Here is a 17,879-nt window from a genome sequence, read left to right on the forward strand (position 1 = left end):
GAGCGCACGGTCAGAAACGGCCGCCGCCGCCCAGCCGGCCGCGGGTGCCCCCGCCGCCGAAGCTGCCGGGGCCGCCGCCGAAGCCGCCGCCCCCGAACCCCCCGCCGTGACCGCCGCCTCCGCCGCGACCGCCGCCGAACAGGCCGCCGAGGATGATGCCGCCCAGCACCGCGCCGCCCAGCCCGCCCCCGCCGGGCCCGCCCGCCCCCGTGCCGCCGCCGAACCCGTCGGGGTTCCCGTACGTCCGGACGTCCCGCTCGGCCAGCTCCTGCGCCCGCCGGGCCAGCGCGTCCGCCTGCTGCGCCTCCGTCAGAGCGGACTGCGGGTCGCTCTCGGCGAGCTCGCCCGCCCGGTCGAGCCGGCGCCGGGCCTCGGCCAGCCGGGTGCGGGCCTCGGCGCCGACCGCGCCCCGGTGCGTCGTGACGTAGTCGCCGGCCGCCCCGATCGCCGAACGGGCCGTCAGCAGGGCCTGGTCGAGGAGGGCCCGGGCGCGCCGGGTGCCCGACTCGCGCTCCCGGGCGCCCTCCAGTGCCTCGTCGAGGGCGGCGTCCGCCTGCTCGACCCGGCGCAGCGCCTCGATCGGGTCGTACCGGCCGGAGTCCACCGCCGCCCGCACATCGGCGAGCACCGCCTCGGCGCGCGCGATCCGGCCCCGCAGGTCCGCCGTCGACACGCCCTCCGCGGTGCCCTGGAGCAGCCCGCGGGCGTCGGCCAGGTCCGCCTCGGTCTCGGCGAGCGCGCCCGGCAGTCCGCCGACCGCCTCCGCCAGCTCCTTGGCCCGCCGGTCGACCGCCTCGATCAGCCGGGCCGCCTGGTCCACGGCGCCCTCCGCGGCCCGGATCTGCACGGCGGCGGCGCCGTTGTCGCCGGCGTCGAGGTGCTGCCGGGCCTGGTTGACGGTGGAGGTCGCGAACACGAGCCGGTCCTTGGCCTGTTCGACGTCGCCGGAGACCGGGGCCGCCGCGGACTCGGTGTACCGCTCGCGCATCGCCGCGAGCGCCGCCTGTGCCGTACCCATCCGGCCGGTCTGCTCGCGGAAGGCCGCCTCGACGGCCGCGAGGGCCTGCGGGGCGTTGTGCTCCAGGGCGCGCAGCCGGTCGAAGTCCGCGGACTCGGCGTCGAGCCGGGCGTTCACGTCCGCGCAGCGCCGCAGGATCTCCTCCAGCATCGAGCGGCGGGTCGCGTCGTCCTCCGGGAACGCGTCGTCGAGCCGCTGGCGCAGCCGGAACGCGGCCGTCAGCTCGCCCTCGGCGTACCGGACGGCCGCGGTGAACGGCTCGGCCGCCTCCTCGCCGAACTGGGCCGTGGCGAAGCCGAGTTCCTCGTTGCTGGTGCGCACGGCGTCGTCGGTGGCGACCAGCTCCTTCCGAGCCCTGCCGTCCAGCTCCTCCAGGGTCGGCTGCGCGGGCGCCCTCGGCGCGCCCCAGCCCTGCCCGCCGGCGGGCGGCGGGGTGGTGCGGGGCGCGTTCTTCCTGCGGCGCCGGGTGTACGCGTACGCCGCCACCGCGCCGGCGCCGCCGACCAGGACGGCGGGCAGGACGAGGTCGCTCGCGGAGGTGGATCCGGCGGATCCGGTGCCGGGGTCGGCGGGGCCGGGGGTGATCGCGGGGGCGGGGACGGGCTGCCCGGCGAGGACGGCGGAGTAGCCGTTCGCGGCGCCGATCGCCGCGCCCGCCCAGTCGTTCTGCCGCAGCGCGGGCTCGATCGCGGTCCGGGCCACGTCGTCGAGCTGGGCCTGGGTGAAGCGCGAGTCGGGGTCGGCGGAGTAGCCGTACTGCCGGTCGTGGGTGGCGACGGCCAGCAGGACGTCGTCGCGGCCCAGGCCGTTGCGCTCGGCGGTGGTGTCGGCCCAGCTCTGGGCCGGGCGGCCGGAGAAGTCCCGTACGTAGACGACGAAGAGCTGCACCCGGCGGGCGTCGTAGAGCGCGTCCAGGGCCCGCACCACCTCGGGACGCCGGTCGCCCAGCGCTCCCACCCGGTCGGTGATCTGCCCCTCCCGGGACAGCGTGACCGGGTCGTCGGCGCGGGCACCGGGGACGGCGGGCCCGACCAGCCACCACGCCGCCACCAGCACCGCGAGCAGGGCTCGGGTGGCTGTTCGCGTCACAGAAGGGAGGCTATGTCCGCCCCGGAACCTCCGCGACCGGGCCGCCCGGGGCGAAACCGCGCACGATCTTCCGGCGTCACTGTCAGTAGCCGCCACCACGGTGGCCGATGTGAGCGACGATCCCCGGGGGGCCCAGGTGAACGGACGAGAGAACAGACGGTGGCGGCGCGTCCGCCGGTGGGCCCTCGCGCTCGTCCTCCTGCTGGTCGTCCCGCCGCTCGTCGGCGGTCTCGCGCTGCGCCTGAACTACAGCGGCGAGCCCCAGGACGGCACGCGGAGCCGGGGCAAGGACGCCATCTGGCTCGGCCACGCCTGGGTCGACGGGCGGAAGAAGGACGCCGACCTGGCCGCGTTCGCCGCCCGCATCAAGGGGACCGGCATCCGCGACCTGTACGTCCACGCCGGCCCCCTGGAGCACGACGGCACCCTGCCCGCCGCCCGCCACCCGAGGGCGGCCTGGCTCGTCGGCGCCGTGCACCGCACGCTGCCCGGCATACGGGTGCACGCCTGGTTGGGCGACGTCCTGGCCACCGAGGGCCCCGACGGGCTGCGCCTGGAGCGGCCCGCGTCCCGCGCCGCCGTGGTGACCTCCGCCCGGCAGGTCCTCGACGCGGGTTTCGACGGCGTCCACTTCGACCTGGAGCCCCTGCACTCCGACGACGCCGACTACCTCTCCCTCCTCGACGACCTCGGCGCGCTGACCCGCTCCCGGAAGGCGCAGCTCTCCGTCGCCGCGCACCAGATCGACCCGCTGCCGGCCGCGCACGCCGTCCTCGGCGGGCTCAGCGGCAGCGAGAAGTGGTGGTCGCAGGAGTTCTTCGGCCAGGTCGCCCGCCGCGTCGACCAGATCGCCGTCATGTCGTACGACACCTGGATGCCCCTGGAGGGCCTCTACGGCGGGTACGTCGCCCAGCAGACCAGCCTCGCCCTGGAGGTCACCCCCGAGGGCACGGACCTCCTGATGGGCCTGCCGTTCTTCCACGAGGACGACCTCGGCCACCACGAGTCCGCCGAGACCGTGACGGCCGCGGTGCGCGGCGCCCGCCTCGGCCTCGGCCGCACCGACCCCGACCGCGAACGCTTCGGCCTCGCCCTCTACGTCGACTTCGCGGCCCGGGACGAGGACTGGGCGGCCTACCGGGAGGGCTGGCACTGACCGCGGGCGCCCGGCGGACGGCCCGGGGCCGGGGGCGCCGCCCCGCACGGCCCCGGGCACGGCCTCAGTAGGAGCAGCCGCTGGTGGGGAGGGTGTTCGGCGCGGGCGGGGTGGTGCCGTCGTACAGGGCGAGGAGCAGCGGCTGGGGGCAGTGCTTCACGCCGCCGATCCGGATCTCGAAGTGCAGGTGCGGGCCGGTCGACTGGCCGGTGTTCCCGGACTCGCCGAGGTACTGCCCGGGGCTGACCGTGGTGCCCGCGGCGACCCCGCGCGAGTCGAGGTGCCCGTAGATGTACGTGGTGCCGTCGGATCCGGTCAGGGTGACGCCGTTGCCGAACCCGCCGTCGATGTAGCCGACCGTGCCGCGCGTGACCGCGTAGACGGGCGTGCCGGTCGGGACCTGGATGTCGATGGCCGCGTAGTCGTGGTGGGGGTCGTCCAGTTCGGTGCGGGGGACGGCGCCCGTGGGCAGGACGTACGCGAAGTCGCGGCCGGCGCAGGTGGCGGTCTCCGGCTCCGCGGACAGCACGGTCTGGGTCCAGCCGGAGAGGTCGACCGGGTCGTCGTTGTGGTAGACGATGTCGGCGCCCGAACCGTCGGCGGGGTTCACGTCCTGGTACCAGTACATGCCGCCGGCCGGGGTCGCGCCGTAGTAGAGGCCGCCACCGGGGGAGACCAGCCGGTCGAAGCCGGACCAGTTGGCGGCCGCGAGGAGCCGGCTCGACCAGCCGCCCGAGCCGTCGATCCGGTACTCCAGGAGCCGGCCGTCGGAGGTGTTCGCGAGCAGCCGGTCGTCGCCGGTGGCGGTGAGGGCCTTCAGGACGAAGCCGCTGCCGATCTCGACGCGCTGGCCGATGTGCTGGGAGCCGGCCGGCTTGGGCTGGGACACCAGGTACTGGAGGAGCACGCCTCCGGCGGTCCCGTACAGGTGCCCGTGCCCGTCGTACGTCAGCTTGTCGTGGGTCCAGCCGGTGCCTATGGCGACCGGTGCGTCGAGCAGGGCGAGGGAGAGGTTGTTGGTCCTGATGTCGATCCGGTAGAGCGTGCCGGCGCTGTCGGTGGCGAGGACGGTGTTGAAGTTGAGCGTCGCCAGGGCCTTGGGGACGAAGCCGAGGTCGGGGCCGACCAGGGTCTTGACCCGGTTGCCGTTCGAGGGGTCGATCTGCGAGTAGGTCAGACGGCCGTCGGCCAGGGCTCCGTAGACCGACACCGAGCCCGAGCAGTCCGCCGTGGCACCGGCTCCGGCGACGGCGTTCGCCGTGCGCGCGGCGGCGGGGGCGGGGTCGGCCGCCCGCGCCGTGCCGGTGGTGACGGCCGCGAGGCCGAGGGCGAGGGCGGTGGTGAGGAGGGAGCGGACGGCGCCGCGGCGCCTGCGGGTCTGCAACGTGGGACCTCCGTGGTGTGTGGTCCGGCGTCGCTCGCCGCGGGGTGCCCGGCGACCGCCGCCGGGATCCGCCGGGGCGTCGGCGGGCACGAGGTGTGCGGCCTGCCGACGCGTGCGAGCGTCCCCCTGACACGGGCCCGAGCACCCCTTCGTGACCCTCTCGTTACGTGGGCATGCCAAATTGGCCGACGGGTCGTCCGTCGCACGGCGCGCCGGGCCCCCTTGACCGCCCCGAGGTCACCGCCCCCTGGGTCACCGCCCCCTGGTTCACCGCCCCTGGGTCACCACCCCCGGGGGCGCCCCCCCGGATCCCGCCCCGGATCCCCCCCCGATCACCCGCCCCGGATCCCCCCTTGGTCACTGCCCCCGTCGCCGGATCTTGTTCCCCAGCCACACCACCGGGTCGTACTTCCGGTCCACGACCCGTTCCTTCATCGGGATCAGCGCGTTGTCCGTGATCCGGATGGACTCCGGACACACCTCGGTGCAGCACTTGGTGATGTTGCAGTAGCCGAGGCCGTGCGCGTCCTGGGCGGCGCGGCGGCGGTCCAGGCCCGCCTCCTCGGCCGCGTCGAGCGGGTGCATGTCGAGTTCGGCGATCCGCATGAGGAAGCGGGGACCGGCGAAGGCGGGCTTGTTCTCCTCGTGGTCGCGGACGACGTGGCAGGTGTCCTGGCACAGGAAGCACTCGATGCACTTGCGGAACTCCTGCGAGCGGTCGACGTCCTCCTGCCGCATCCGGTACTCGCCCGGGGCGAGCCCGTCGGGCGGGACGAAGGCCGGGATCTCGCGCGCCTTCGCGTAGTTGAAGGAGACGTCCGTGACCAGGTCGCGGATCACGGGAAAGGCGCGCATCGGGGTCACGGTGACCGTCTCGTCGCGCGTGAAGACCGACATCCGGGTCATGCACAGGAGCCGTGGCCGCCCGTTGATCTCGGCCGAGCAGGAGCCGCACTTGCCGGCCTTGCAGTTCCAGCGCACGGCGAGGTCGGGGGCCTGGGTGGCCTGGAGGCGGTGCACGATGTCGAGGACCACCTCGCCGTCGTGCACCTCCACCGTGTAGTCGGTCAGATCTCCGCCGTCGGCGTCGCCCCGCCAGATCCGGAAGCGGGCCTGGTACGTGCTCATGACTCCAGCTCCTCCGCTGACAGGTACTTGGCCAGCTCCTCCCGCTCGAAGAGCGCGAGGAGGTCGGCCCTGATCGGTTCGGTGCCCACCCGGTCCAGGGCGATGCGGGGGCCCGCCATCCGGCACAGCAGGTTCACCGGGCGCCAGGCGCGGTCCATCGCCGGGTGGTCCTCGCGGGTGTGGCCGCCCCTGCTCTCGGTGCGTTCCAGTGCCGCCCGGGCCACGCACTCGCTGACCAGCAGCATGTTCCGCAGGTCCAGGGCGAGGTGCCAGCCCGGGTTGAACTGGCGGTGCCCCTCCACGGCGACCCGGTCCGCGCGCTCACGGAGCTCCGCGATCCGCTCCAGCGCCTCCGCCATCTCGCCCTCCCGCCGGATGATCCCGACGAGGTCGTTCATCGTCTGCTGGAGCTCCTGGTGGAGGGTGTACGGGTTCTCCGGGTCCGCCGCGCCGCCCTCGAAGGGGGCCAGGGCCTCCGCCCGCGCCGCGGACACGGCCTCCTCGGGCACGAGGCCGGATCCAGGACGGGGGGCGCCGGATCCGACGTCCCCCGCGTACGCCGCCGCGTGCATCCCCGCCCGTCGCCCGAACACCAGCAGGTCCGACAGCGAGTTGCCCCCCAGCCGGTTGGAACCGTGCATCCCGCCCGCGACCTCACCGGCGGCGAACAGACCCGGAACGCCGACCGTCGCCGCCGACTCCGAGTCGACGGCCACCCCGCCCATCACGTAGTGACAGGTCGGCCCGACCTCCATCGCCTCGGCCGTGATGTCGACGTCCGCCAGCTCCTTGAACTGGTGGTACATCGAGGGCAGCCGGCGCCGGATCACCTCCGCCGGCATCCGGGTCGACACGTCGAGGAAGACCCCGCCGTGCGGGGAGCCGCGGCCCGCCTTGACCTCGGAGTTGATCGCGCGGGCCACCTCGTCGCGCGGCAGCAGTTCGGGCGGACGCCGGTTGTGGTCGGGGTCCTCGTACCAGCGGTCGCCCTCCTCCTCCGACTGCGCGTACTTCTCCTTGAAGACCTCGGGGACGTAGTCGAACATGAACCGCCGCCCCTCGGAGTTCCTGAGCACCCCGCCGTCGCCGCGCACCGACTCGGTGACGAGGATGCCCTTCACCGACGGCGGCCAGACCATCCCGGTCGGATGGAACTGCACGAACTCCATGTTGACCAGCGGCGCCCCCGCGAGCAGGGCGAGCGCGTGCCCGTCGCCCGTGTACTCCCACGAGTTGGACGTCACCTTGAAGGACTTGCCGATCCCGCCGGTCGCGAGGACCACCGAAGGCGCCTCCAGGACGAAGAAGCGGCCGGTCTCCCGCTCGTAGCAGAAGACCCCGCCGACCCGCTCCCCGGACGCGGTCTTCAGGACGCGGGTGACCGTGCACTCCTGGAAGACCTTCAGCCGCGACTCGTACTCCCCGGTCTCCCGGAAGTCCTCCTGCTGGAGGGAGACGATCTTCTGCTGGAGGGTCCGGATCAGTTCGAGCCCCGTACGGTCGCCGACGTGCGCGAGACGGGGGTACTCGTGGCCGCCGAAGTTGCGCTGCGAGATGCGCCCGTCGGGCGTGCGGTCGAAGAGCGCGCCCCAGGTCTCCAGCTCCCACACCCGCTCGGGCGCCTCCTGCGCGTGGAGCTCCGCCATCCGCCACTGGTTGAGGAACTTCCCGCCGCGCATGGTGTCGCGGAAGTGGACCTGCCAGCTGTCGTGCGGGTTGGCGTTGGCCATGGAGGCGGCGATGCCGCCCTCGGCCATCACCGTGTGGGCCTTGCCGAAGAGGGACTTGCAGATGATGGCGGTGCGGGCGCCGCGGCGCCGCGCCTCGATCGCCGCGCGCAGCCCGGCGCCGCCGGCGCCGACCACGATCACGTCCCACCGCTGTCGTTCCACAGGACTCATCTCAGAAGAACCTCGGGTCGTCGAAGGCACCGGTGGCGAGCAGGTACACGTACAGGTCGCAGACGGCGACGCTGATCAGCGAGGACCAGGCGAGCAGCATGTGGCGCCGGTTCAGCCGGCCCACCCAGGTCCACAGCCGGTAGCGCACCGGGTGCTTCGAGAAGTGCCGCAGCCGCCCGCCCACCACGTGCCGGCAGGAGTGGCAGGAGAGCGTGTACGACCAGATGAGCGCGATGTTGACGACGAACAGCACCGTCCCGAGCCCCGCGTGGCCCCAGGCGTAGGAGGAGTCCCGGAAGGTCAGCACCGTGTCGTAGGTGAGGATCCCGGCGACCGGCAGGGCCAGGTAGAAGAAGTACCGGTGCACGTTCTGCAGGATCAGCGGGAGCCGGGTCTCGCCGGTGTACGTGCGGTGGGGTTCGGCGACCGCGCAGGCGGGGGGAGAGGCCCAGAACCCCCGGTAGTAGGCCTTGCGGTAGTAGTAGCAGGTCAGCCGGAAGCCGAGCGGGAAGACCAGGATCAGCAGGGCGGGGGAGAGGCCCCACCAGCTGCCGAAGAGCTCCCAGTTCGGCCCGCCGCGCATCGGGACGCAGTTCTCCGCGAGGCACGGCGAGTAGAACGGCGACACGTAGGGCGCGGCGTAGTAGTCGGCGTTGGCGAAGGCCCGCCACGTCGAGTACGCGACGAAGGCGAGCAGTCCCGCGGCGGTGACGGCGGGCGCCAGCCACCAGCGGTCGGTGCGCAGATGGCGGGCGGCGAGGGAGGCGCGCCCCGGGGAGCGCACCCCCGTCGCCGCTCCGGTCCTCGGCGGGGGTTGGGTACCTGTGGCCAACGGGGCCTCCTCGGCTCTACGGCGCGTGGCGGTCGCGCGCTCCCAGGCCCTCGTCGTCGGTGTCCGTCCACAGCCCGCTGTCGTACGGGGTGTCGGGGATGGTCACCAGGCTCTCGGCGCGGCCCTCCGGCGGCTGGGGTGCGGCCCGCTCCGTCCCGACGCGGCGCTCCAGCTCTTCGACCGTGTGCTCCAGGTCCTGCAGGCGACGCTTGACGGCCCCCAGATCGTCCTGAACGGACATGGTTGCCCTCACTTCCGCGAACGCGCGGTCTGCGATCACGCGAGGGGGGTCCCCCTCTGGTCGAGCGAAGCCGAGACCTGGGGGAGAGTGTCGCGCGTCACATCGCGCTTGTGAAGCAGTGCGTACGGGATTCCACTCGTCCGGAGCGTCCCGACTTCCCGGCGGTTGGGCCGCACGAGTGGGGTTTGCCGTCCGTGCCGCCGTGTCGTCGTGGCCGGATCCGCTCCGTCCTTTTCAGTGTATGAGCAATAGGTGTGATCATCTCCAAATGGCATAAAACTGGACGAAGGGGTACAAGTCATGTCCCAGGTCGGCGCCCCTCGCGGGAGGACATGCTCCAGGAGCCCCCGCTCCCGCACGCTCCGCTCCGTAGCCACCCTCAGCAGTGCCGTGCTCGCCCTCGCCGTGCTCGCCGGATGCAGCTCCGGAGACGGCGCCGACGAGACCCCCGCCGCCGCCCAGGACAACGCGCCGGCCGCCCGGGACCAGGTCGCCGACGGAGGGACCCTGCGCTGGGCCGTCGACGCGCTGCCCACCACGCTGAACGCCTTCCAGGCCGACGCCGACGGCGCCACCGGCCGCATCGCCGGAGCCGTGCTCCCCTCCCTCTACACCCTGGACGGCCGCGGCCGTCCGCAGATCAACCCGGACTACCTGGAATCCGCCGAGGTGGTCGAGACCGAGCCCAAGCAGGTCGTCCTCTACAAGCTCAACCAGCAGGCGGTCTGGAGCGACGGGCGCGAGATCGGCGCCCCGGACTTCGTCGCCCAGTGGCGGGCGCTGAGCGGCCGGGACACCGCGTACTGGACCGCCCGCAACGCCGGCTACGAGCGGATCGAGAAGATCGAGCGCGGCAAGAACGACCTGGAGGTGCGGGTCACCTTCGGCAAGCCGTACGCCGACTGGCGGTCGCTCTTCACCCCGCTCTACCCGAAGCAGGTGATGGGCTCCCCGAACGCCTTCAACGACGGTGCGCGCACCGCCCTCAAGGCCACCGCAGGACCGTTCCTGCTGAAGACGGTGGACCGCAAGAGCGGCGACATCACGCTCACCCGCAACCCGCGCTGGTGGGGCCAGACCGCCAAACTGGACAGCATCGTCCTCAAGGCCGTCCCCCGCGCCGACCGGGCCGCCGCGCTCGCCGCGGGCAAGCTGGACCTGGCCGAGATCGACCGCTCCGTCGCCGACCGGATCGCGCTCGCGGTACGGGACGCCCGGGCCGGCCGCAACGGCGGGCAGGCCCTCACCCACGGCCCCGGCGCCGGGATCACCCCCGCCGCGGCCCTGCGCTCCTGGGCCCTCGCGCACGGCACCGACGAGGAGAAGGCCGCCGAGGTCAAGGCCGCCCGGGAGAAGAACCAGCAGGCCGTCGCCCGATACGCGACGGAGCAGGACGCCCTGGCCCGGTTCGTCGTACGGAAGTCCCTGGAGCCCGCGTACACCCAGCTCTCCCTCAACGGGGAGTCCGGCGCGCTCGCCGACGAGCGGGTCCGCCGGGCGGTGGCCCGCGCGATCAACCGCCAGGAGCTCGCCGAGACCGTGCTGAAGCCGCTCGGTCTTCCGGCCAAGCCCCCGGGCAGCCACCTGGCCCTCGCCGGGCAGGCCGCCTACGCCGACAGCAGCGACGCGCTCGGCGACCAGGACACCAAGGAGGCGCGGGCGCTCCTCGCCGATGCGGGCTGGGTGCCGGGCGGCGCCCTGAAGAAGCCGGCCGGGGCGAAGGCGGGCAGCACCGCCACCAAGACGGAGAAGACGGAGAAGGCGGAGAAGGGGGCCAAGCCGGAGAAGGCGGGAGAGGAGGGGAAGGAAGGGGAGGAGAAGGCCGCCGTGAAGCCGGCCAAGAAGAAGGAGGGCGACACCGCCTCCGACGACGGCCTCTACATCGTCGGCGACGACAAGCCCGGCGCCCGCCCGGCCGCCCCCCTGATCGGCGCCGGCGGTCCCGAGAACGGCACCAACGTCCTCGCGCCCGCCCCCGGCGCCGCCCTCCAGAGCGCGGCCCTGCTCCGGCAGGCCGAGGCGCTGGACACCGGCACCGGCACGGCCACCGGGACCAGGACCGGGGCCGCGGCCGCCGCGAAGGCGCAGGCCAGGTCCGAGGCCAAGGGCGTGGCCGGGGCCTACGCCCCGCGTGGTTCCGCCGCCCCGGCGGTCGCGGACGCGGCCGCGCAGGCGCTGGGCAAGGACGGCAAGGCCCTCAGCCTCCGGTTCGTCCTGCCCTCGGGGCCCGGTTCCGAGTCGCTGCGGGCGGTCGGCGACCGGATCGTCCGCATGCTCGACGCCGTGGGCATCCGCACCGCGGTGACGAAGGTCTCCGACGAGAGCTTCTTCAAGGACCACATCGCCTCCGGCGACTACGACCTGGCCCTCTACTCCTGGCCCGCCAGCGCCTTCCCGGCGACGGACGCCCGGCCGATCTTCGCGAAGCCGGAGCCCGCCTCCGACGGATCGCTGCTCGTCGAGCAGAACTACGCCCGGGTCGGCACCGACCGGATCGACCAGCTGTTCGACCAGGCGGTGGGCACCCTGGACGAGGAGGAGGCCCGTGACCTGGTCCGCCAGGCCGACGCCCGGATCTGGGCCGCGGCCGGCTCCATCCCGCTGTACCAGCGCCCCCAGCTGGTCGCCGCCAAGAGCGACGTGGTGAACGCCGGCGCCTGGGGGATGGCCGCCCCGCGCTACCAGGACATCGGCTACAAGAAGCCCACGACCGCACAGGGACCGGAGCGCAACACCCGCAAGTGAGCGCAATACCCTAAAGCCGCCGAAAGTCCAAGTCGCAAGCTCAGAAGCAGCTCAATTTCCTTGCCCGCCGGTGATCCCGGCGGGCAGGATCACGTCGGCCCCTTGACCCGGCCGCACGACCTCCTCACCACACCCGTACGTCACCCGTACAGCACTCCCCGCACGTGCCCCCACACCCTTCCGCAGGCGCCCCCGCACCGGCGGAACCCCCTAGTAGAACCCCTCGGATCCCGGGTGGGGAAGCCCCTTGCACGGCAGCCCCGTACCATAGGACATAGCCGTGGCGCGTCCGCCCGGCGGGCGTAAGAGGAACTGACGCCGCATCCCACGATCCGAGAGAAGCGCAAGCACCCATGCCCACGCGCCACGACATCCGTAACGTCGCCATCGTCGCCCACGTCGACCATGGCAAGACGACCATCGTCGACGCCATGCTCAAGCAGGCCGGTGCCTTCGCCGCCCACCAGCAGCTCGACGACCGCATGATGGACTCGAACGACCTGGAGCGTGAGAAGGGCATCACGATCCTCGCCAAGAACACGGCGGTGAAGTATCACCCCAAGGACGGCGGGGCCCCGATCACGATCAACATCATCGACACCCCCGGCCACGCCGACTTCGGTGGCGAGGTCGAGCGCGGTCTGTCGATGGTGGACGCGGTCGTCCTCCTCGTGGACGCCTCCGAGGGTCCGCTCCCGCAGACCCGCTTCGTGCTGCGCAAGGCTCTCCAGCAGCGCAAGCCCGTCATCCTCTGCATCAACAAGACGGACCGCCCGGACTCCCGGATCGACGAGGTCGTCAACGAGACCTACGACCTCTTCCTCGACCTGGACGCGGACGAGGACCAGATCGAGTTCCCGATCGTCTACGCCTGCGGCCGTGACGGCATCGCCTCGCTGACCAAGCCGGAGAACGGCACCGTTCCCGCGGACAGCGACAACCTGGAGCCGTTCTTCAGCACCATCCTGGAGCACGTCCCGGCCCCGTCGTACGACGAGGAGGCCCCCCTCCAGGCGCACGTCACCAACCTGGACGCCGACAACTTCCTCGGCCGCATCGCGCTGCTCCGCGTCGAGCAGGGCGAGCTGCGCAAGGGCCAGACGGTCGCGTGGATCAAGCGGGACGGCACGATCTCCAACGTCCGCATCACCGAGCTGATGATGACCGAGGCGCTCACCCGCAAGCCGGCCGAGGTCGCGGGCCCCGGTGACATCTGCGCCGTCGCCGGTATCCCCGACATCATGATCGGCGAGACCCTGGCCGACCCGGAGAACCCGATCGCGCTGCCGCTGATCACGGTCGACCAGCCGGCGATCTCGATGACCATCGGTACCAACACCTCGCCGCTCGTCGGCCGCGGTGGCACCGGCAAGGGCGCGGACGCCAAGTCCGCGGTCAAGCAGCGCAAGGTCACCGCCCGCCAGGTCAAGGACCGTCTGGACCGCGAGCTGATCGGTAACGTCTCGCTCCGCGTCCTCGACACCGAGCGCCCGGACGCCTGGGAGGTCCAGGGCCGTGGTGAGCTCGCGCTCGCCATCCTGGTCGAGCAGATGCGCCGCGAGGGCTTCGAGCTGACCATCGGCAAGCCCCAGGTCGTCACCAAGCTGGTCGACGGCAAGGTCCACGAGCCGGTCGAGCGCCTCACGGTCGACGTCCCCGAGGAGCACATGGGCGCCGTCACGCAGCTCATGGGCGTCCGCAAGGGCCGCATGGACAACATGTCGAACCACGGCTCCGGCTGGGTGCGCATGGAGTTCGTCGTTCCGTCCCGTGGCCTCATCGGCTTCCGTACGGAGTTCCTCACCAACACCCGCGGCACGGGCATCGCCCACTCGATCCACGAGGGCCACGAGCCGTGGTTCGGCACGCTGACCACCCGTAACAACGGCTCGCTGGTCGCCGACCGCGCGGGTGCCGTCACCGCCTTCGCGATGACGAACCTGCAGGAGCGCGGCGTGCTGTTCACCGACCCCGGCACCGAGGTGTACGAGGGCATGATCGTCGGCGAGAACTCGCGCTCCGACGACATGGACGTGAACATCACCAAGGAGAAGAAGCTCACCAACATGCGCTCCGCCTCCGCCGACTCCTTCGAGGCGATCGTCCCGCCGCGCAAGCTGTCCCTGGAGCAGTCCCTGGAGTTCTGCCGCGACGACGAGTGCGTCGAGGTGACCCCGGAGGCCGTGCGCATCCGTAAGGTCATCCTGGACCAGAACGCCCGCGGTCGCGCCTCCTCGCGCGCCAAGAACGGCTGACACGCGGCTCCGCGTCGCTCTGACGCGGCTCCCTGTCGAAGGGCCCGGCCCCCCGCCTGAACAGGCGGGGGGCCGGGCCCTTCTTCAACGTTCAGTCAAGTTCATTACGGAACCCAGCTGTCCGGATATCGGTCGTCGCTCTCCGGAACGTGTGTTAACGGTCCGTTTCGTCGGTGTCTGTCTGTGCTCGCTTTGTCCGGATTTCGGTCTTCGGTGGCTTGGCGATGTTGTCAAAACGAGACCACTTAAGTGTGGTTTACGGCCCGGACGTACTTAATAGTTGGCTCCATTGAGCTCGGGTCAATGGGTCACGCACTGTGGGGAGTGCCGACTCACGAGCACACTCGGGGCACTTGAGTGCAACGCCGTCAGGGGTGTCGGCAGAACTCGAAGTGCCCCTCTTGTAGTGACAAGTGGACTCATGAGGAGGAACCCATGCGCGGTGCCAAGAGCGCCAAGTGGGTAGCGGGCGCGATCGTCGTCGCCCTGGCAGCGACCGCCTGTGGCGGGGGTAAGAGCGACGGCGGCAGCAGTGACGCCAAGGGCGCCGTTGACCCGAACGGCATCTTCTCCGTCGAGCTGGGTGAGCCTGAGAAGCCCCTGCTCACCGGTGACACGATGGAGTCCAACGGCTCCGCCGTCATGGCCGGCCTGTTCTCGACCCTGGTCGACTACAAGGCCGACGGCTCGCTCGAGATGATCAACGCCGAGTCGGTCACCACGACGGACTCGAAGACGTGGACCGTCAAGCTGAAGCCGGGCTGGACCTTCCACGACGGCACTCCGGTGACCTCGAAGTCCTTCGTGGACGCGTGGAACTGGAACGCCAACGTCAAGAACGCGATGGGCCTTTCGTCCTGGTTCGCGGACATCAAGGGCTTCGACAAGGTCCACCCTGAGGCCGAGGGCGCCAAGCCCACGTCCGACAAGCTGGACGGTCTGAAGATCGTCGACGACACCAGCTTCACGATCGAGCTCAACAGCGCCGTGCCGTACTTCGCGCACAAGCTGGCCTACATCGTCTTCGCTCCGCTGCCGGAGTCCTTCTACAAGGACCCCAAGGCCGGCGGCGAGAAGCCGGTCGGCAACGGTCCCTACAAGTTCAAGTCGTGGGACCACAAGAAGCAGATCGAGATCACCCGCTTCGACGGCTACAAGGGCCCGAACAAGGCGAAGAACGGCGGTGTGGTCTTCAAGAACTACACCACCCTCGAGGCCGCGTACGAGGACCTGAAGTCGGGCAACGTCGACGTCCTGCGTCAGCTCGCCCCGAAGGACCTGCCGGTCTACCGTCAGGACCTCGGCGACCGCGCGGTCGACCAGGCGTACTCCGCGATCCAGACGATCGCCGTCGCCTTCTACGCCGACCAGTGGAAGAAGCCGAAGCAGGTCGACCCGAAGGTCATCCAGGGCCTGTCGATGGCGATCGACCGCGCCACCATCACCAAGACGGTGCTGAACGGTACGCGTGAGCCCGCGACCGGCTGGGTCGCCAAGGGTGTGCTCGGCTACCAGCCGAACGCGGTCGAGATCACCAAGTTCGACCCGACCAAGGCCAAGGAGCTCATCAAGGCCGGCGGCGGCGTCCCGAACAACAAGATCTCCATCCAGTACAACGCTGATGGTGGTCACAAGGAGTGGGTGGAGGCTGTCTGCAACAGCATCACCCAGTCCACCGGCGTCCAGTGCGTCGGCGACGGCAAGCCGGACTTCCAGGCCGACCTGACCGCTCGTAAGACGAAGCAGGTCAAGTCCCTGTACCGCTCCGGCTGGGTGCTCGACTACCCGGTGAACGCCAACTTCATCTCGGACCTGTTCCGTACGGGTGCGGGCGGCAACCAGGGCGACTTCTCCAACAAGGAGCTGGACGCCAAGATCGCGGCCGCCGACTCGGCCAAGACGCTCGACGAGTCGGTCAAGGCGTACCAGGCCATCGAGAAGGACCTGGTCAACTACATGCCGTCGATCCCGCTCTGGTACTACAAGGTCAACGCGGGCTACTCGGAGAAGGTTTCCGGCGTGGCGTACGGCCAGGACGGCGACCCGATCCTGACCGGCGTCGAGGTCAAGAAGTAATCACCCAAGCGTAGTCCGCTCGCCGTAGCGCGGGGCTGACGAATCGTCAGCCCCGCCTCGGTGCCTTACGCAGTGGCTGGGGGGCCCTTCCGCGACATCAGCGTGCCCAGATCGGGGCAGGCTGTCGAGGGAGGGCCCGTCGGCTGCGGCCGTCACATCTCAACGGAGGCATGATGGGGCGCTATGTCGCACGACGACTGCTCCAGATGATCCCGGTTTTCCTCGGGACAACCCTGCTGATCTTCCTCATGGTGCACAGCCTGCCCGGTGATCCCGTGCTGGCGATGTTCGGTGACAAGGGGGCAGATCCTGCGACCCTGGCCGCGAAGCGCCATGAACTGGGTCTCGACAAGTCACTGCCGGAGCAGTACTTCGTCTATATGCGGGACATGCTCCTGCATCTGGACTTCGGCACCCAGATCCGCAACGGCCGTCCGGTCACCGAGGTGCTGGGTGAGGCGTTCCCCGTCACGCTCCAGCTGGCCTTCCTGGCCTTCACGTTCGAGCTGATCTTCGGTATCGGCCTCGGCATCATCGCCGGTCTGCGCGCCGGCCGCCTGGCCGACAACGCCATCCTGATCTTCACGCTGCTGATCATCTCGATCCCGGTCTTCGTGCTCGGCTTCCTCATCAAGATGCAGTTCGCGTTCAACCTGGGCTGGATCGCGCCGAACGTGTCGACCGAGGTGAACTGGGACGAACTGATCGCCCCGGCGATCGTGCTCGGTGGTCTCTCACTCGCCTATGTGGCGCGACTGACCCGGACGACGATGGCGGAGAACCTGCGCGCCGACTACATGCGCACGGCCATCGCCAAGGGTCTCCCGAAGCGCCGCATCATCGGTGTCCACCTGATGCGCAACTCGATGATCCCGGTCATCACCTTCCTCGGCACCGACATCGGCGCCCTCATGGGCGGTGCGGTCGTCACCGAGAAGATCTTCAACATCAAGGGCGTCGGCGGTCTGATCGCCGAGTCGATCTCCCGTCGCGAGGGCACCACGCTGGTCGGCCTCGTCACGATCCTGGTGATCGTCTACCTCCTCACCAGCCTTCTCATCGACCTGCTGTACGCGGTCCTGGACCCGAGGATCCGTTATGCCTGACGTGACCAAGACCGCGGCCGCCGTCGAGAACGCCGTCGCCACCCCCTCGGTCGACGCGCCCGCGCCGGCTGCGAAGCAGGAGAAGACCCGCAGCCTCTGGGGCGACGCGTGGTCGGACCTGCGCCGCAACCCGTACTTCATCATCTCGGCAGTGATGATCTTCTTCCTGCTGCTGATCGCCGCCGTCCCGGGGCTGTTCACCAGCGCCTCGCCGACCGACGGCGACCTCGTGAAGCACTTCCTGGGCAAGCCCGAGCTGAGCCACATAGGCTCGGCCGAGTGGCTCGGTTACGACGGCCAGGGCCGCTCCGTGTACGCCCGACTGATCCACGGCACCCGTGCCTCGATCATCGTGGGCGTCTGCGTCACCCTGATCGTCACCATCTTCGGTGGCCTCGTGGGCATGCTCGCCGGCTACTTCGGCGGCGTGATCGACGCGCTCCTGTCCCGGATCACCGACATCTTCTTCGGTATCCCGTTCCTGCTCGGCGCCATGGTCGTGCTCCAGTCCTTCACCGAGCGCACCGTCTGGGTCGTCGTCGGAGCGCTGGCCTTCCTCGGCTGGACCCAGATGGCCCGCGTGATGCGCGGCGCCGTGATCACGGTCAAGCAGGCCGACTACGTCCACGCCGCCACGGCCCTCGGCGCCGGCACCACGCGGATCCTGTTCCGGCACATCCTGCCGAACGCCATGGCCCCGCTGATCGTCGTCGCCACCATCTCGCTCGGCGGCTACATCTCGGCCGAGGCGACCCTGTCCTACCTGGGTCTCGGTCTCGCCTCCCCGACCGTCTCCTGGGGCGTCGACATCTCCACCGCCGTCGACCAGATCCGAGTGTCCCCGCACATCCTGCTGTGGCCCTCGATCATGCTGAGCATCACCGTGCTGGCATTCATCATGCTCGGCGAAGCGGTCCGCAACGCCCTCGACCCGAAGATGCGCTGAGG

Annotated in this window: 12 protein-coding genes; 6 read left to right on the top strand and 6 right to left on the bottom strand. The window is 71.0% G+C overall.

Annotation, left to right across the window (positions count from 1 at the left end; genetic code table 11):
• Positions 1–10: 10 nt before the first annotated feature.
• Positions 11–2,107 carry a TPM domain-containing protein gene (locus tag OG309_RS24320; protein ID WP_329423695.1) on the bottom strand — a complete coding sequence of 699 codons (2,097 nt, stop codon included), beginning with the start codon at positions 2,105–2,107 and terminating at the stop codon, positions 11–13.
• A 100-nt stretch (positions 2,108–2,207) separates the two neighbouring features.
• Here OG309_RS24320 and OG309_RS24325 point away from each other — a divergent pair, with 100 nt between their 5' ends.
• On the top strand, positions 2,208–3,263 hold the full coding sequence (locus OG309_RS24325; RefSeq protein WP_443067588.1) for a hypothetical protein: 1,056 nt from the start codon (positions 2,208–2,210) through the stop codon (positions 3,261–3,263).
• A 64-nt stretch (positions 3,264–3,327) separates the two neighbouring features.
• Here the strand turns inward: OG309_RS24325 and OG309_RS24330 are convergent, their stop codons facing one another.
• The 5 genes from OG309_RS24330 to OG309_RS24350 all read right to left on the bottom strand — a co-directional run bounded on the left by OG309_RS24330 (position 3,328) and on the right by OG309_RS24350 (position 8,749).
• Positions 3,328–4,647: a M23 family metallopeptidase gene (locus OG309_RS24330; protein ID WP_329423697.1), complete on the bottom strand. Its 1,320-nt coding sequence runs from the start codon at positions 4,645–4,647 to the stop codon at positions 3,328–3,330.
• 357 nt (positions 4,648–5,004) lie between these two features.
• On the bottom strand, positions 5,005–5,775 hold the full coding sequence (locus OG309_RS24335) for a succinate dehydrogenase/fumarate reductase iron-sulfur subunit (protein ID WP_329423699.1): 771 nt from the start codon (positions 5,773–5,775) through the stop codon (positions 5,005–5,007).
• On the bottom strand, positions 5,772–7,676 hold the full coding sequence (locus OG309_RS24340) for a fumarate reductase/succinate dehydrogenase flavoprotein subunit (RefSeq protein ID WP_329423701.1): 1,905 nt from the start codon (positions 7,674–7,676) through the stop codon (positions 5,772–5,774). Before OG309_RS24340 ends, OG309_RS24335 begins: the two co-directional genes overlap by 4 nt.
• Position 7,677: 1 nt before the next feature.
• Entirely contained in the window at positions 7,678–8,508 is an 831-nt protein-coding gene (locus tag OG309_RS24345) for a hypothetical protein (RefSeq protein WP_329423704.1), read from the bottom strand.
• 16 nt (positions 8,509–8,524) lie between these two features.
• Positions 8,525–8,749 carry a hypothetical protein gene (locus OG309_RS24350; RefSeq protein WP_329423706.1) on the bottom strand — a complete coding sequence of 75 codons (225 nt, stop codon included), beginning with the start codon at positions 8,747–8,749 and terminating at the stop codon, positions 8,525–8,527.
• Between the two features lie 300 nt (positions 8,750–9,049).
• On the opposite strand from OG309_RS24350, the gene OG309_RS24355 reads away from it, so the two are divergent.
• The 5 genes from OG309_RS24355 (at position 9,050) to OG309_RS24375 (ending at position 17,877) form a co-directional block, all read left to right on the top strand.
• Positions 9,050–11,494, top strand: coding sequence for an ABC transporter family substrate-binding protein (locus OG309_RS24355; protein ID WP_329423708.1), 2,445 nt, complete (start codon positions 9,050–9,052; stop codon positions 11,492–11,494).
• A 353-nt stretch (positions 11,495–11,847) separates the two neighbouring features.
• Positions 11,848–13,749, top strand: a complete 1,902-nt coding sequence (gene typA, locus OG309_RS24360; protein ID WP_329423710.1) for a translational GTPase TypA — start codon at positions 11,848–11,850, stop codon at positions 13,747–13,749.
• Between the two features lie 435 nt (positions 13,750–14,184).
• A complete protein-coding gene (locus OG309_RS24365; protein WP_329423712.1) occupies positions 14,185–15,825 on the top strand; it encodes a peptide ABC transporter substrate-binding protein in 1,641 nt (546 codons plus the stop codon).
• 173 nt (positions 15,826–15,998) lie between these two features.
• A complete protein-coding gene (locus OG309_RS24370; protein WP_329428519.1) occupies positions 15,999–16,931 on the top strand; it encodes an ABC transporter permease in 933 nt (310 codons plus the stop codon).
• Positions 16,924–17,877, top strand: coding sequence for an ABC transporter permease (locus OG309_RS24375; protein WP_329423714.1), 954 nt, complete (start codon positions 16,924–16,926; stop codon positions 17,875–17,877). Before OG309_RS24370 ends, OG309_RS24375 begins: the two co-directional genes overlap by 8 nt.
• The last annotated feature ends 2 nt before the right edge of the window (positions 17,878–17,879 follow it).

Source organism: Streptomyces sp. NBC_01268 (assembly GCF_036240795.1).
Taxonomy (GTDB): domain Bacteria; phylum Actinomycetota; class Actinomycetes; order Streptomycetales; family Streptomycetaceae; genus Streptomyces.